We start from the raw sequence: 15,327 nt of genomic DNA on the forward strand, positions 1-15,327 counted from the left end.
TTGTTGTCATCATGGATTGAACGTTATGCATCGTGATCTGCGCCGGCTCGACCTGAACCTGTTGCTGGTTTTCGACGCGCTCGTGCGCCATCGTTCGGTCACGCTGGCGGCGGAAGAACTGGCGATGAGCGCGTCGGCGTTGAGTCACGCGCTCGCGCGCCTGCGCGACGCGATGGCCGACGAGCTGTTCGTGCGCATCGGCAACGAGATGCGGCCCACGGCCACCGCCGAGGGCATGATGCGTCCGATTGGCGAGGCGCTCGATCTGCTGCACGCGGGACTCGCGCCCGCGCGGCAGTTCGATCCCGCCGCGAGCGAGCGCACGTTCATCTTCGCGGCCACCGACTACACGGCGTTCGCGATGCTGCCCGCGTTCATGGCGCGGATGCAGCAGGTCGCGCCCGGGCTGCGCTTCAAGGTGGTGTATTCGCGCGGCCGCGAATCCGCCGATGAACTCGCGTCGGGCCGCATCGACTTCGCGCTCGGTTACGACGAGGAAGCGTTACCGCTGCCTGCAGGCGTCGAAAGCGCCGACTGGTTTTCGGACGACTACGTGGTGATCGCGAGCCGCGAGCATCCGGCAATCGGGCGCAAGCTGACGATGACGCAGTATCTCGCCGCGCAGCACGTTGTGGTGACGCCGTGGGATGAGTCGCGCGGTTCGATCGATCTCGTGCTCGACCGGCTGGGCGCGACGCGCGATGTGGCGATGCAGTTGCCGAGCGTGCTCGTCGCGCCGTTCATCGTCGCGCGTTCGCATTTGCTGATGACGATCCCGCACCGCGCCGCGCTGATTCTGCGTGGTGCCGCGCCGGTTGCGATCTACCCGACGCCATTCGATGCGCCGCGTTATACGCTGAAAATCTATCAGCACACGCGGCATGCGGGCACGCCTGCGCATCGGTGGATTCGCGATCAGTTGCTGCAATCCGTGCCGGATTTGCGCGGATCGACGACGCGCAAGGCGCGTGGTTGAGCGGCCAGAATCACGTGTACCGGTACGGCCGCCGTCGAAGCCCAATTCGACGGTCTCCGAGATCAGCGTGCCGCGCCGTCAAGGCACGCGAACCGCGTTTACGCATTGCGTCCAATCGACGAAGCAGAGCCCTCGCGCTCCAGCCACGCGCGAAACAGCAGCACACGCTCGTCGTTGGCCTTTTCATCGGCGACATAGGTGCAATAACTGCGCGACGGCAGACGCGGACCGGCGAAGGGCGCGACGAGGCGGCCCGCCGCGAGATCGTCGGCGACCAGCGCGGTCGGTCCCATCGCAATGCCGATACCGTCGATGGCCGCCTGCAAGGTCAGATAGAAGTGATCGAAGGTCAGCGTGGCGGCGGGCGCGAGCGCGGGAATCTGCGCGCTCGCGAGCCAGTCGGGCCAGAGCCTCGGCAGACTCGACGTGTGCAGCAAGGTGTGCGCGCGCAGGTCGCCGGGCGTGCGCAGCGGCGCGCGCTGCAGCAGCGCCGGGCTGCAGACCGGCAGCCGCTCCTCGGTGAGAAAGGGACGCATGGCGTAGCCGTAAAACGTATCCGGGCCACCGCGAATGATCACGTCGTAACCGTCCTTGAGACTTTCCGGTGGCTCGTTCGAGGTCTCCACCTTCACTTCGATGTCGGGATGCGCGGCGCGGAACTTCGCAAGACGCGGCACCAGCCAGCGCAAGGTGAAGGTCGCGAGCGCGCTGACGGTCAGCGTGCGCGGCACCGCGCGCGGCGCGCCGTATTTCGCCGTGGCCTGCGAAAGCTGCTCGAACAGCGGGCCGATTTCGTCGAGATAAACCTGCGCCGCCGCCGTGAGCTGAACGCGCCGGTTGAGCCGTTCGAACAGCGGCGCGCCGAGCCATTCCTCGAGCAGCCGCACATGCTGGCTCACCGCGCCAGGCGTGACGTGCAGCTCCGCCGCCGCTTCCTTGAAGCTGCCGAGCCGACCCGCGGCCTCGAAGGCGCGCAGGGCATTCAACGGGGGCAAGACCGGTTTCATTCGGATTAGTTTAACTGGTTCGAAAGCGCAATTTATCTGGTTTGCCGGTCACGGACAAGATAGTTATCCTTCGTGCTTCTCGGCGCGGGTCGTCGTTTCGCTGGCGCCTCGTTCGCTGTCTCACGTCCTTCCGGCCATCGCGCCGCCACGCCCATGCTCAGTTACACCGGCGGTATCGTGCTGCTCGCCGCCATGCTCCACGCGACCTGGAACGCGATGCTGCACGGCAACCGTGACCGTTTTCTGTCGATGACGTGGATGAGTATCGCCATCGCGGCGGTCGCGACGCTCGTCATCGTGGCGAGTCCGTTGCCGGCGCGCGCGTCCTGGCCGTATATCGTCGCCTCGGGGCTCGTGCATTTCTTCTACAACGTGAGCCTCGTGCGCTCGTATCGCCGCAACGATCTGGCGCTCGCGTATCCGATTGCGCGCGGGTCGTCGCCGCTGCTCGTCACGCTCGGCGCGGCGCTGTTCGCGCACGAAGCGATCGGCCCCGTGCACGCACTTGGGATCGCGATGATTTCGGGCGGCATTTGCGCGATCGCGCTGCTGGGCCGTAACGTGTCGCGCTCGGGTGCGCTGGCCGCGCTGACAACCGGCGCGACGATTGCGCTCTACACGGTGATCGACGGCATGGGTGTGCGTGTGTCCGATAACCAATCGGTGGCCTATACCGCGTGGATGTTCCTGTTCTACTGGCTGACGCCGCTGTACTTCATCGCGCTGCGCGGCGTCGCGCCGCTGCGTGCGTCGTTGCGCGACGAGCCGATGGCGCTCGGTTCATCGGTCGTCGGCGGACTGGTTTCGATTGCGGCGTATGGCATCGTCATCTGGGCGCTTCAGTCGGGCGCGATGGGCGCGGTGTCGGCGTTGCGCGAGACCAGTGTGGTGTTCGCGGTGCTGATCGGGCGCGTGTTTCTGCGCGAAACGGTGAGCGTCACGCGCTGGATCGCGTGTTTGATCGTGGCGGCGGGCGCGGTGTGTCTTGGGCTTTGAGACGTGAATCAAGGCTTGCAAATGACTTTCGGCATGAGGGTGTTTCGATATGATTAGCGATCCGAATAAAATGAAAGGGCAATGCCATTGCGGTGCGGTGCGTTTCGAAGTGACGCTCAGTGACGGCTTCAACGGCATCCGTCGCTGCAATTGCTCGTATTGCCGGATGCGTGGCGCCGCTGTCGTGCCGCTCGCCGCGAATGGGCTGCGATTTTTACAGGGCGAGGACGCGCTGTCCGCTTATCGCTTCAATACCGGCGTCGCGCAGCACTTCTTTTGTTCGCGATGCGGTATTCACACGCATCTTCAACGCCGCTCGAATCCGCAGCTTTACGCGGTGAACGTGGCGTGTCTCGACGGCGTCAGCCCGTTCGATTTCGCCGAGGTGCCGGTGACGGACGGCATCCATCATCCGGGCGATACCGGCGAGCCCGCGCGTCAGGCGGGCGTGATGCGTTTCATCGCGCAGGAGTCAAGGAGTAACAATCGGTAAATTGCTTGTCGGGGCACTGAAATCGCGGTGCCGTAGAATCGTTTGCGCTTACATGCCCCTTTTTCTACGATGCTCCGCTCTTTCGATTCGATCGCGCGTCGCGCCGCGCGCTGGCTGACCGTCGCGCTGACGATGCTCACGGGCGCTTATATTCCGCTCGCGCACGCCGATTGCCGTCCCACGGCGCAACCCGGCGCGGTGGTGCTGCCGCTGTCGCCTGCGCAGCTTTCGGTGCCGCTCAATGCGCCGGTGGGCACGGTGCTCGGTTCGGCGCACGTGGCCGCGCTCAACGACATTCCTTTCACCTGTAGCGGCCCGGATAATGCGCGCGAACTGCGCGTGCTCGCGCCCGCCGACACGGGTTCGGGCCTCGGCAATGTCTACGCGACGAATCTCCCCGGCATCGGCTTTCGGATCGTGACGCGCGGCGGCAGTTTTGCGGGCATCGACGACGGCCCGCGCGACGCGGCTTATCGCGTCACGCTGCCGCCGCACGCGGCGCGGCTCACGGGTTTTACCGCCGATGTCGAGTTCATCACGACGGGCCCGAGTCACGGCGGCGTGCTCGCGCCGGGCAAACTGGCGAGCGTGATGATTGGCGGCACGGACTTTATCGATGTCGTCGTGCCGGAGAATGGCGTCGTGATCGACGCGATGCAATGCGCGCCCGTGTCGGTGAGCGGGGAAATGTCGGCGGGCGTGGGCACGATGGGCTCTTTCACGCAGGAAGCGGCCGTCATCAGCACCGGTTGCGGGCCGGTGGGCGTGAGTCTCGCGATCGGCGTGGGGCAGGGCTACGTGTATGGCGCGCATCCCGCGCTGAATGCGAATGCGCCGCCCGCGCATCATCCGCACGATGCTGGCGGTTTCGCCGCGCTCGACGCGGCGCATGGGCCGAATGCGGCGGGCGTGACGCTCACGCGCAATCGCAATACCGCGCGCGCGGCGTCGCTCGACGACAGCCAGTCGGACAGCGTCGAATCGGGCACGACGCAAAGCGCGGGCAGCACCGGCTGGTCGGGCGGCAGCTTCGGTTCCGGTGGCGGAATGGGTGGTGGACGGCGCTGAATGTTGCACTGAATATGTGCTGCCTGCGTCGCCACCGTTTGGACTGCTGCGTTCCCCGCTCAATCGCGTGATCTTCTTGCCGATTATGAACGGCGCTCAGCTTGAGTTCAGATCACGCTCGGGCCACATTCAAACGACGTTCGAACGGTGCCGGATCGCCGCTCGATTCGAATCTCTCCGCATCGATATGAAGAATTGACCCGCCGCTGAGATAGAATCGGCGTCGGCCAGGCATGCCGTATGAATCTGGAGACAATGAACCTTGTTGGAAGTGTGAGGGAGAACCTATGAAGAAGGACAGGCTCGTGGCATTCGCGCTGATCGCCGCTGCGTTGGCGCTCGCAGGCTGCACGTCCGTAGCCCAGAAAAATACCGATCAGTGCGTGGACAAAATGCAGGCGTCCGCCGAACCCGCGCTCGTCTCGGTCAGCGACAAGCGGCCCTCGGCGGATGGGCGCTCGGTCACCGTCAGCGGCATGATGGAAGACCGCCGCTCGCAATCGCTCGTGCCCGCGCAAGTCGAATGCCAGTTCCAGGGCAAGGTCCTGACGGGTTTCCGCTGGCTCGTGCCGGCGAATTTCGTATCGCAGCACTGAGCATTCACGCGCGCCGCGTGCGCATCGCGTTGCATTGCAAAAAAGCCCAGGCCGGATGCGCCTGGGCTTTTTGCTTTCAAGCCTCACGCCGACGATTGCCGCTTTGGTCGACGCCTCGTCAGCTTGTTGAATTCAATTCGTAATCGACCGTAATGCTGGCTGTAACCTGAGTAAGTTTTACCCGGCCTACACTCCAGCGTTTTAACGCTGGTCTGTTGTCGGTTACATTCGGCTACGGGCAATTGAATTCATTACCGAGGTCGCATGAAGCCCGAACCCAAAGCCATTTTCCTGCATACCGGATATCGAACGGCGGGCACGTGGTTATGGTCCTGTTTTCGCAATCTGGATCAGGTGACGGGATATTACGAACCGCTGCACGAAATGCTCGCGACCATCGATCGCGACATGCTCGACAAAAGCACGTCGAGCAGCTGGCGGTCAGGGCATCCGAATCTGGAAAGCCCGTATTTCGCCGAGTTCGCGCATCTGCTCGACGGCGATCAACCGGGGATTTCCGGTTACGACGAAATGTTTTCGATCGACAGCTTTTCCGGCGATGCACCCGAAGCGGCGCCGCGTATCGTCGATTATCTGAATACGCTTGCGCAGACTTCGCGTGCAAAAGGGCGCGTGCCGGTATTCAAGTTCTGCCGCTCGCTGGGACGGCTCAAATGGTTTTACGAGACGTTTCCCGACGCGGTGCATATCGTCGTTCTGAAGAATCCGATTACGCAATGGCAATCGTGCTGGGAGTTGCTGGCGAAACATCGCAATGCGCATTTCGTTGCCATTCCGTTTGCCGTGCTCGATTTGAACCGGCATGTGCCGCTCGCGCGCAAGGTAATGGACGCGCTGCGCATTACGCTGCCGGAGTTGCCGGAAAGCGGTGAAGAGATCACGCTCGAAGAGCGCCTCACGTTCTTCAAGGAATACGTGGCCAAGATCGATCCCGCCGACGCTTATCGCGGTTTTCTCGCGCATTGGCTGCTGACGTTGCGCCACGCGTTTACATCGTCGGATGCGGTGTTCGATTGCGATCTCGCCGCGCGTTCGCCCGTATATGCGCAGGCCGCGGAGCAGTGGATCGCGGAGATGTCGGGCTTGAGCCCGTCGTTCGGCAGCGTGCAGCCCGCCGATGGTCCGCGCCAAAGCGGTTTCGACGCAATGCGCGGTCTGGAGATTCACCTCGACGCGCTGGCGCTGTCGCGCGCGCTCGCCGAATCGGGCGAAATCAGCGGGGAAACCCAGTCGTTCTGGACGAGCAAACTCGCGCAGGCGACGCAGGTGCTCGCCTTCGGTCCCGACGTGAACTGGCCGCACGGCGCCGTGCCGTTGCATCGCTCGACGCGCGTGGTGGATATCGCGCTGATCGACGGCATTGCCGCCGACGCCGCGCTCGTGAACGAGCTGGCGGCCACGCGCAGTGCGCTCGAAAGCGCGCGTCGGCAGATAAAGGCGCTCAAGCGCGCGCCGTTGCGTCGGCTCGGCACGAAGGTGCGCAAGCTGTTCGCGTCGAATGGGCGTCGCGCGGCCTGAGCGGCGTGGCGTTATCCGCGTCGCGCGCGGGTCAGGCGTGCTGGTCGCGAAACGCGTCGGTGACGTGCAGCGTGTGAGCGTAGACCGCCCCGGCGCGTAAGACGACGGCGATCGCATACGCCTCGTCGAGCGCTTCGGGAGGCGCATCGGCGGCCAGCGCCTGCTCGTGCAGCGTCTGGCGGCGCGCGTCGTCGGACTGCGCATACGCGACGGCGGCCGCGGTGATCCAGACCAGCGCGGTGTCGATCGCATCGGTGGAGAACACCGCCTGCGCGAACGCGAGACGCGCCTGCGCGATGGCCGTGTTGCGCACGGCGGTTTCGTCCTCGATCGCGAGCGTGCCGTGCGCGACGCTCAGCGTGCCTTCGCCGATCGATTCCAGCGCCGCGCTCACGTAACTCACGGCCAGCGCTTCGGCTTCGGTCGCGCCGCACTTGCGCGCGAGCGCCGCGTGATGCTCGATGCAGAACGCGCAGCGCGTGATCTGCGCAATCGCCACGGCGACCAGATGCTTGTCCTTCTCCGATAGCCGGCCCGCGCGCCAGACCGGCGCGGACAGCGCGCGGAAGGCTTTCGGACCGGCGTGGCTGCGTTCGAGTGCCCCCACGATGCGGGCTTCTTCGTCGTGTGTGCGGAGTTCGCTCATCGAAATTGACTCATTAAAAAAGGGCTCGGCGTGAGAAATCAACGCGGGCTTGCAATGGCGGCGTCACTCGGCGCGGACGCGTTGCGTGCGTCGCGCAACCGGCGCGCGGGGTCCGCCGCCGCCAGCACGGCGATCAGACTCAACACGCCCAACGCGCTGATATACGCGCAGATGTACCACGGCGAACCGTTGCCCAGCACGAGCAGCGCCGCGGCGACGAAGGGCGTCAGGCCGCCGGAAATCAGCGTGCCGATCTGATAACCCAGCGAAATGCCGCTGTAACGCACCTCGACGGGAAACTGCTCCGCGAACCAGGCCGCGCCGGGCGCGTAGATGGCCGCGTCGAAGAGCGCGAGTTCGATGGCGAACACCACGGGCAGGTAGCGCAGATCGCCGTGATCGAGGAACCAGAAGAACGGCCACACCAGCAGGCTGATGCCGACGACGGCCCACACCGCAGGACGCCTGCGGCCGATGCGGTCGGACAGCGCGGCCCACAGCGGCGTCGCGACGATGGCGAACGCCGAACCGATGATCACCGCGCTGAGCGCGAACGACGCGCCGCCGCGCTTCAGGTTCAGATAGCTGATCGCGTAAGTGGTGACGATCGCGTACATGGCCGGCTGCAGCATACGCAGGCCGATCGTCACGAACAGCGCGCGGCGATGATGGCGGAACACATCGGCGACCGGCAGGCGGCGGAGCTTGCCTTCGGCTTGCGCGTCGAGAAACGGCGCGGGCTCGTGAATGCGCGCGCGCACGAACACGCCGACGGCCACCAGCACCACGCTGAACAGGAACGGCAGACGCCAGCCCCACGCGGCGAAGTCATCGGCGGACAGCCACTGCCGCACCGTGAGGAATGTGCCCGAGGCGAGCAGCATGCCCGCGGCCGAACCGACCTGGGTGAACGAACCGAGCAGGCCGCGCGAACGCTCGCTCGCGTGCTCGACCGAGAGCAGCGACGCGCCGCCCCATTCCGCGCCGGTCGCGACGCCTTGCAGCAACCGCAGCGTGACGAGCAGCGCAGTCGCCAGCAGACCGGCGGTTGCGTAGGTCGGCAGCAGACCCGTGAGCAGCGTGGCGATGCCCATCAGCACCAGCGAAAACACCAGCACGCGCTTGCGCCCGATGCGGTCGCCGAAATGCCCCGCGATCACCGCGCCGAGCGGACGCGCGAAGAAGCCCACGCCATACGCGGCGAACGCGCCGAGGATGCCGGTCAGGCCGCTCGCGCTGGCGGGGAAGAACGCGTGACTGAAGACCAGCGCGGAGGCTGTGCTGTAAATGTAGAAGTCGTACCACTCGATCGTGGTGCCGATGAACGCGGCGAAGCCGACGCGTGCTGCGCCGTTGCGCGGCGACGAAGAGGAGCGGGTTGACATGATGCGATCAGCATAGGAAAGCCGACCAGTTGATCATTGTTGCTGTCGTTTTCCTAACAACGATTTGTGCTTTGGTTTGAAGTCGGGTGGCTTATAAGGAATGTGGGAATGGTGATTTGCGGTGTTGAGAGACGTGGCGTGGCGGGCTTATTTATTCGGGCGACGTTTGCGCATCTGAATAAATTGCGATATCGGACTCAATTTGTCGAATGTCAAATTGCGTTTCGATCGCGACGCAATACGGATAAATCAAACTCCACTTTAAAGATTGTCTGATGGTCTGCCCCCTTGCGTAATCCGACGATTACCGGTTAGCGGCGGAGGGACCGCCGTGACTGTGCTGGTCGCGTATCTGCACGGTTTCCATACCTGCAATCGAACGAAGGCACGCATATGAGGCGTTATCTGTTGCGACAAGGCGATAAATCCACGGCGGGCGGTGTTGTCCTGGAGGGCGCAGAAAACTGCTCACATCGCGGGATACCGATCACGTTTATCGGCGCAAAAGTCTGGTGCGAAGGCTGTAAATCGTACGGTTATATCGAGTCGGCGGGGCCGCACCGCAGCGCAACGATGCGGGGGAAGCAACAGGCGCTGGAAGACGATATCTGTATCTGCAAGTGTTCACCGCCGCCGGTTTTCAGTGCGTCGCAAGCAAGCGCCTCTCACAGTTGGGAGGACGAATGGGGGGACATGGGTTATGCAGCAAGCCAGGCCGCGTTACTCGACAGGCAGAGCGCCACACACGACGAACGGTTCAAGCTATGCGATCGCGCCGGAAACCCGCTCGCGGATACCTATTACACCGTTCGTTTGCCGTCCGGTGCAACGGTGAAAGGCGTAACAGATTCGAACGGCTATACCGCGCGCTATCAAACTGATGGCGAGTGCCGTATTGCCGTGTACATCGGCCACAAGGAGTAGTCGTGCCTACCAGACTTGCACTGAAAGACGATCGCACGACCACGGGCGGGTCCATCCTCGGGCCGGGATCGGACTGGTTTAACGAAGACGGTAGAGCCTTCGCGCTGGCCGAAGACAAGGCAACATGCGGCAACTGCAAAGGCGTGTGGCCGGTTGGTGGCACCACCCATAACGTAATGGACCAAGGCCAATCCTTCGTTAAAGACCTTGCGCCGGTCTATTGCTCACGCGGCAAAAATCGCGTGCTTGCGAGCGGTGAATCGCCCTTCTTTTATTCCGAGGATTGCGAAAGCGACTCACAGACCACCGCCGTAGCAATACAACCATTCCACGATGAACAGTTCACGCTGTGCGACGCGCGCGGCACGCCGATGCGCGGAACGTACTACACGGTGCGGCTATCAACTGGTGAGATTGAACACGGCACCACCGACGAGCAAGGCCGTACCGCGCGATATGCAACGGAACACGCTGCTTCGATTCACGTTTATCTTGGGCACAGAGAGGAAATGTAAATGCCTGACGCACTTGGAAGCGCAGTAACGAATACGAACCCGAATTCGTGTGTTAATTTGCAGACCGATCGGTTATGCAAGCCTTGGACTCTCTCGCAGCAAGGCATAACTTTCATGGCCGTCCTTGAAAGTGGAATTCTCAATGGCACGTATCATCAGGTGCTTCACCACCATACAAACAACCTTCCCGTTTCCCAAGGCTTCATCTTGCAGGTATACGACGATGGACACGGAATTCCAACGACCGGTTTAGGACATCGCGTTTGGCCCGCCGACAATCTGCATATGGGACAAACCATCACACTCGAACGCGCAAAAGAACTATTCCGACACGATCGAGAGCCTGCCGAAGGAGCGATCAACAACAGCGTTAACGTGCCGCTATATCAGTACGAATATGATGCACTGGTATCCGTATTGTTCAACACCGGCTCTGGTCGCGGACCCCATGACCCGTGGCCTGGAACCAGGGCTCAATACTTGGCAGACTTTCTGAATCATGGCGAATACGAACGGATGCGCGATGTGATACGCGGTTTCATAGCTAACATTGTCTCTGGCCGCCGCCAGAGGGAAGCACGGTTGTTTGATACGGGAGTTTACGATGCGACTCACTAAGTTCTTGCCTGTCTGCGTGTTCGGCATCTCCACTTATATGGTTGTCGCGCCAATTGCGGATGCCGCTACAGTCTATGGGGCCAGCTTTGATTACAGGAAAGCTGAACCAGCCATCGAGCAGTATCCAGGAATGACGCCGGACCAGATCAAGGCGCATTGTAAAAACGAAAACCTGGGAGGTATGGAAATGGCAACGTGCGCGCAATTTAGTTTTGAAGCAGCGAATGCAACTCTCGCTAAGGCAGTCGAAGAAAATGAAAAGGAAATCGCAAAAAACGACATGGAAATTAGAAAAAATCACAACCCCGTCGCGCTGCCGTATTTCAAGCGTGCACAAATAAACTGGCAAAATTATCGCGATAATCAATGCTACGCGAACGTGTATGAAATTGGTGAGGCATCTATACGTTTCATTGATTTTTACGCATGCATGGAGAAAATTACGAATTCGAGAATTGAAGAGCTGATTTCCCCGGATGTACGTCAGTAATTCGATTATTTTAACCGCCCCGCTTCGACGGGGCGTTTTTGCGATGCGGCAACCCAAAGTCCTTTGAATTGATTTCTGCAATTCACGCGATTTATGTGTCTTTTAATTGAATGGGGGGTCAGGACGATGAACCACGAACAGAAGGTCAAGACGCAATACATTACGCCCCTGTCGTCGTAGCTTGTCGTGCGAGTATTGAACCCGCCTGGGTAGGCGATTCCCAAATGAGCGGTCCGGCTATCTTCACGTCGCAAATCCTCGCGGCGGTGTACGCATAGGTGCGCAACACGTGCCACGCTGAGGATGATTCAGACAACTGGCGCGTGTTGCCGTTCAAATCACGCCGATTCACGCCGGCTCCGCCCCCGCAGCGCACATCATCGACTGATACTTCAGCGGCGTGATCTGCAGCACGCGCTTGAACATCACGGCGAAGGAGTTCGCGTCGGCGTAACCGAGGCAGCTCGCGACTTCGTCGATGGGCGTATGCGTCGACAGCAGGCACATCGCCTCGGACACGCGCATCTGCTCGCGCCACTTCGCGAACGGCATGCCGGTTTCGCGCTGGAAATGCCGCGCGAGCGTGCGCGAACTCGCGCCAAAGCGGTCGCCCCAATGTTCGAGCGAATCGTTGTTGGCGGGCTGCTCGATCAGCGCCTGGCAGATCCGGTGCAAACGCGGATGCTGCGGCAGCGGCAGACGGCCAGGCTGGTCGTCGGCGGGCGATGCCGCGGCGAGCAGATTGACGATCAGCTGCGTGAGGATATCGGCGAGACTGCCCGGCTCGCGCGTGCGCGCGGGTTCTTCGACCATCGCGAGAATCGCTTCGCGCAGCAGGCCGTTGACGGGCAGCAGTCGGCCTTCGTCGCCGCCGATCGCCGGACACGGATCGACGTACAGCGTGCGAAAGCCGACCTTGCCCACCATCTCCAGTTCGTGCTCGACGCGCGGCGGCACCAGCATCGCGCAATCGGGCGTGACGACCCAGCTCGCGGCCGGCGTGCGCACGCGGATCAGCCCGCTCGTCGCGTAGAGCAACTGCGCGCGCGCGTGCGTATGCGCGATCTCGCGCGAGCCCGATTCGTACTCGATCGCCTGACCGAACACGGTCGGTAAATCGCTCTTCGCAGGAGGCGGCACAGGCTGCGCGCCGCCTCTCGGCTTCGTACGTGGAGTGTCCGTTTGTGTCGAAAAAGCTTCCATAACGTTCCATCTGGACAAAAGTTGTCCGGGTGATCGGACAAGTCGTCTGCCTCTGCGCGGGCCTAACTTGTATCATCTGACCTCGCCAGCGCGGCCTCGCCCTTTGTTCATGGGCCTCCGGCGGCTGCGCCTCTAACGACATAGTCCCCCAAGTCTGCACAAACGCCTTTGGCCCGCGACGTTCATCGCCGTGGGAAGTATAGCTTTTGTGATTGTAATAAGAAGCATTATCATTAACATTCAACTGGTGAATCGACGATGAAGGGACGTAAAAACAACAAGATGACGGGGCTGCACGGGTTGTCCACGAAGCTTTCGCCGATGCGGTGCGCATTACTGGGGATGCCGCTGGCGTTTTCGGTCGTTGCGCACGCACAGACCGCTGACGACGCCAGCGGCGTTCAAAACGGACAAAACGCCGGCTCGGCGCAATCGGCTCAATCGACGAAATCGACCCAGGCGGCGTCGGCGAAAGGCACGCTGCCAGCGGTGAACGTCGACGCGCAGCGCGAGTCGCCGAGGGGTCCGACTTCGGGCGTCGTCGCCAAACGCACCATGACGGGCACCAAGACCGATACGCCGATCGTGCGCGTGCCCCAATCGATTTCGGTCGTCACGCGCGAGCAGATGGATCAGCAGGGCGCGACCACGGTCGATCAGGCTCTGCGTTACACGCCGGGCGTCTACTCGCAGGATTCGACCGATTTCCGCTTCGACCAGCTGCGCGGACGCGGCTTCGACTATTCGGAATATCTCGATGGCCTCGCGCTGCAGGCGGACCAGTATTACGCCAATCCGCGTATCGATCCCTACTTCCTCGAACGCATCGATGTGATGCGCGGTCCGTCGTCGGTGCTGTACGGCGCGGGCAGTCCGGCCGGCATCGTCAACATGGTGTCGAAGTTCGCGACCGAGGATCAGGTCAACGAGGTTCAGCTGCAGTTCGGCAATCACAACCGCTATGAAGCCGCGTTCGACGTGGGCGGCAAGCTGGACAACGACGGCACCGTGCTGTGGCGCATCGTCGGTCTGGGCCGCGACGCCGACACCCAGGTGGACGGCGTGAAGGATCAGCGCATTGCCTTTGCGCCGAGCGTCACGATCAAGCCGAACGCCGACACGCGCCTCACGGTCTACGCGCAGTATCAGCGCGATCCGGCGGGCGGCCTGTTCGATTCGCTGCCGGTGCAGGGCACGGCCACGTACAACCCGAACGGCAAGGTCAGCCCGGGCACTTACATCGGCAATCCGGACACCGATTATTTCCGCCGCACGCAGTACGCGTTCGGCTATCAGTTCGAGCAGAAGATCAACAACGTCTTCACGTTCCGTTCGAGCGCGCGCTACATGCACGACGACGTGGATTATCGCCAGTCGTACTTCGGCACGTGGAAGGCGGGCACGAACCAGTCGGTGCTCACCATGAGCGCGTTTCTCGATCGCGAGCACCTGAGCCAGTTCGCGATGGATAACCAGCTGCAGGCGAAATTCTCGACGGGCGACGTCAAGCAGACGGTGCTGTTCGGCGTCGATTACCAGCGTCTGCTGAGCGGTACGAATTCGGGTTCGGGCTCGGTCGGCACGCTCAATCCGTTCGATCCGGATTTCTCGACGGTCGGCCAGATCTACACGACCACCAAGCGCGTGGATACCGCCACCGATCAGCTCGGCGTGTATCTCCAGGATCAGATCGAATACCGTCACTGGCTGCTCACGCTCGGCATCCGCAACGACTGGACCTCGACCAACATCCAGACGAGCGGTTCGAGCACGGGCCTGCAAAACCAGACGCCGCACGCGTTCACGTGGCGCGGCGGTCTCTCGTATCTGTTCGATAACGGCATCGCGCCGTACTTCTCGTATGCGAAGTCGTTCCAGCCGACCACGGGCGTGAATTACGCGGGCCAGGCGCTCGTGCCGACCACGGGACAGGAATACGAGGTGGGCGTGAAGTATCAGCCGAAGAGCTATAACGCGCTCTATTCGGCGGCGATTTTCGATCTCACGCAGCACAACGTCACCACGACCGATCTGAATCACCCGGGCTCGTCGGTGCAGACCGGCGAAGTGCGCTCGCGCGGTCTCGAACTCGAAGGCCATATCCAGCTCACCGACGATCTCACGCTGCTCGGCTCGTACACGTATCTGAATCAGGTCGTGCTGGAATCGAACACGGCTGCGCAGGTGGGCAAGCGTCTGACGATGGCGCCGCGCAACATGGCCAATCTCTGGGCCGATTACACGCTGCATAGCGGCGCGCTGCGCGGTCTGGGCTTTGGCGGCGGCGTGCGCTATATCGGCATGTCGGCGGGCGATACGACGAATACCTTCGACGTCAGCAGCGTCGTGCTGCTCGACGCGGCGGTGCACTACGATCTTCGCAACTGGAAGTTCGCGGTCAACGCGACCAATCTGACGAACCGCACCTATGTCGCGTACTGCTCCGGCGGCGCGTGCTATTACGGCTCGAAGATCGGCGTGCTGGGTACGGCGAAGTATCAATGGTAAGCGGTTCACGATGAAGGGAGCGCGCATGCAACGACGTCAATGGCTCGCGGCGGCCGCCGCCGCGGGTCTCGCATGCGCGCTCGGACCGCGTGCGGTGCGGGCGGCGGCGGACGTGGCGGGAGCGGGAGGAACGTCGGTGCCGAAACGCGTCGTCGTGATGGATTTCGGGCTCACCGAAATGCTGCTCACGCTCGGCGTGACGCCGCTCGCTACCTCGGTGCCGGACTGGTATCGGCGCACCAATGTCGCGCCGCCGCTGCCCGCCGGTGTGATCGATATCGGCTTGCTGTATCAGCCGAATTTCGAATTGCTCGAACAATTGCGTCCCGATCTGCTGCTGCTCACGCCCGCGCATGCGCCGAT

15 protein-coding genes and 1 pseudogene are annotated in these 15,327 nt (G+C 62.3%); 12 read left to right on the top strand and 4 right to left on the bottom strand.

Annotated elements, in window-relative coordinates; translation table 11 throughout:
* Positions 1–25 precede the first annotated feature (25 nt).
* Positions 26–976: a LysR family transcriptional regulator gene (locus tag G3N97_RS18585; protein WP_205994548.1), complete on the top strand. Its 951-nt coding sequence runs from the start codon at positions 26–28 to the stop codon at positions 974–976.
* Between the two features lie 98 nt (positions 977–1,074).
* Here G3N97_RS18585 and gcvA read toward each other — a convergent pair whose 3' ends face one another.
* Positions 1,075–1,983 carry a transcriptional regulator GcvA gene (gene gcvA, locus G3N97_RS18590; protein ID WP_205994549.1) on the bottom strand — a complete coding sequence of 303 codons (909 nt, stop codon included), beginning with the start codon at positions 1,981–1,983 and terminating at the stop codon, positions 1,075–1,077.
* A 153-nt stretch (positions 1,984–2,136) separates the two neighbouring features.
* Between gcvA and G3N97_RS18595 the strand changes: the two genes are divergently transcribed.
* From G3N97_RS18595 to G3N97_RS18615, 5 genes are all read left to right on the top strand, one after another.
* Positions 2,137–2,979 (top strand): DMT family transporter, encoded by an 843-nt coding sequence (locus G3N97_RS18595; protein WP_205994550.1) that lies wholly within the window; start codon positions 2,137–2,139, stop codon positions 2,977–2,979.
* A 70-nt stretch (positions 2,980–3,049) separates the two neighbouring features.
* Positions 3,050–3,472 carry a GFA family protein gene (locus tag G3N97_RS18600; RefSeq protein WP_241030664.1) on the top strand — a complete coding sequence of 141 codons (423 nt, stop codon included), beginning with the start codon at positions 3,050–3,052 and terminating at the stop codon, positions 3,470–3,472.
* Between the two features lie 69 nt (positions 3,473–3,541).
* On the top strand, positions 3,542–4,540 hold the full coding sequence (locus G3N97_RS18605; protein WP_205994552.1) for a hypothetical protein: 999 nt from the start codon (positions 3,542–3,544) through the stop codon (positions 4,538–4,540).
* Between the two features lie 287 nt (positions 4,541–4,827).
* Positions 4,828–5,136: a hypothetical protein gene (locus G3N97_RS18610; RefSeq protein ID WP_065058822.1), complete on the top strand. Its 309-nt coding sequence runs from the start codon at positions 4,828–4,830 to the stop codon at positions 5,134–5,136.
* 264 nt (positions 5,137–5,400) lie between these two features.
* Positions 5,401–6,675 carry a hypothetical protein gene (locus tag G3N97_RS18615; protein WP_205994553.1) on the top strand — a complete coding sequence of 425 codons (1,275 nt, stop codon included), beginning with the start codon at positions 5,401–5,403 and terminating at the stop codon, positions 6,673–6,675.
* 31 nt (positions 6,676–6,706) lie between these two features.
* Here the strand turns inward: G3N97_RS18615 and G3N97_RS18620 are convergent, their stop codons facing one another.
* Both G3N97_RS18620 and G3N97_RS18625 read right to left on the bottom strand, forming a co-directional pair.
* The gene (locus tag G3N97_RS18620) at positions 6,707–7,321 is read right to left on the bottom strand and encodes a carboxymuconolactone decarboxylase family protein (protein ID WP_205994554.1); all 615 of its coding nucleotides are present in this window, start codon (positions 7,319–7,321) and stop codon (positions 6,707–6,709) included.
* A 38-nt stretch (positions 7,322–7,359) separates the two neighbouring features.
* Complete coding sequence (locus G3N97_RS18625; RefSeq protein ID WP_205994555.1) at positions 7,360–8,706, bottom strand: MFS transporter; 1,347 nt, start codon at positions 8,704–8,706, stop codon at positions 7,360–7,362.
* 393 nt (positions 8,707–9,099) lie between these two features.
* On the opposite strand from G3N97_RS18625, the gene G3N97_RS18630 reads away from it, so the two are divergent.
* The 4 genes from G3N97_RS18630 to G3N97_RS18645 all read left to right on the top strand — a co-directional run bounded on the left by G3N97_RS18630 (position 9,100) and on the right by G3N97_RS18645 (position 11,253).
* Entirely contained in the window at positions 9,100–9,630 is a 531-nt protein-coding gene (locus G3N97_RS18630; RefSeq protein WP_205994556.1) for a PAAR domain-containing protein, read from the top strand.
* 2 nt (positions 9,631–9,632) lie between these two features.
* Positions 9,633–10,145, top strand: coding sequence for a PAAR domain-containing protein (locus tag G3N97_RS18635; RefSeq protein ID WP_205994557.1), 513 nt, complete (start codon positions 9,633–9,635; stop codon positions 10,143–10,145).
* A 114-nt stretch (positions 10,146–10,259) separates the two neighbouring features.
* Positions 10,260–10,763, top strand: a complete 504-nt coding sequence (locus G3N97_RS18640) for a lysozyme (protein ID WP_241030665.1) — start codon at positions 10,260–10,262, stop codon at positions 10,761–10,763.
* On the top strand, positions 10,750–11,253 hold the full coding sequence (locus G3N97_RS18645) for a lysozyme inhibitor LprI family protein (RefSeq protein WP_205994559.1): 504 nt from the start codon (positions 10,750–10,752) through the stop codon (positions 11,251–11,253). Before G3N97_RS18640 ends, G3N97_RS18645 begins: the two co-directional genes overlap by 14 nt.
* A gap of 348 nt (positions 11,254–11,601) precedes the next feature.
* Here the strand turns inward: G3N97_RS18645 and G3N97_RS18650 are convergent, their stop codons facing one another.
* Complete coding sequence (locus G3N97_RS18650; protein WP_074986901.1) at positions 11,602–12,393, bottom strand: helix-turn-helix transcriptional regulator; 792 nt, start codon at positions 12,391–12,393, stop codon at positions 11,602–11,604.
* 321 nt (positions 12,394–12,714) lie between these two features.
* Between G3N97_RS18650 and G3N97_RS18655 the strand changes: the two genes are divergently transcribed.
* On the top strand, positions 12,715–14,964 hold the full coding sequence (locus G3N97_RS18655) for a TonB-dependent siderophore receptor (protein WP_241030666.1): 2,250 nt from the start codon (positions 12,715–12,717) through the stop codon (positions 14,962–14,964).
* 25 nt (positions 14,965–14,989) lie between these two features.
* A pseudogene (locus G3N97_RS18660) lies at positions 14,990–15,327 on the top strand (iron-siderophore ABC transporter substrate-binding protein); the annotation flags it as partial.

Origin of the sequence: Paraburkholderia sp. Ac-20347, assembly GCF_017104805.1 — a bacterium.
In the GTDB taxonomy this organism is placed as follows: Bacteria; Pseudomonadota; Gammaproteobacteria; order Burkholderiales; family Burkholderiaceae; genus Paraburkholderia; species Paraburkholderia tropica.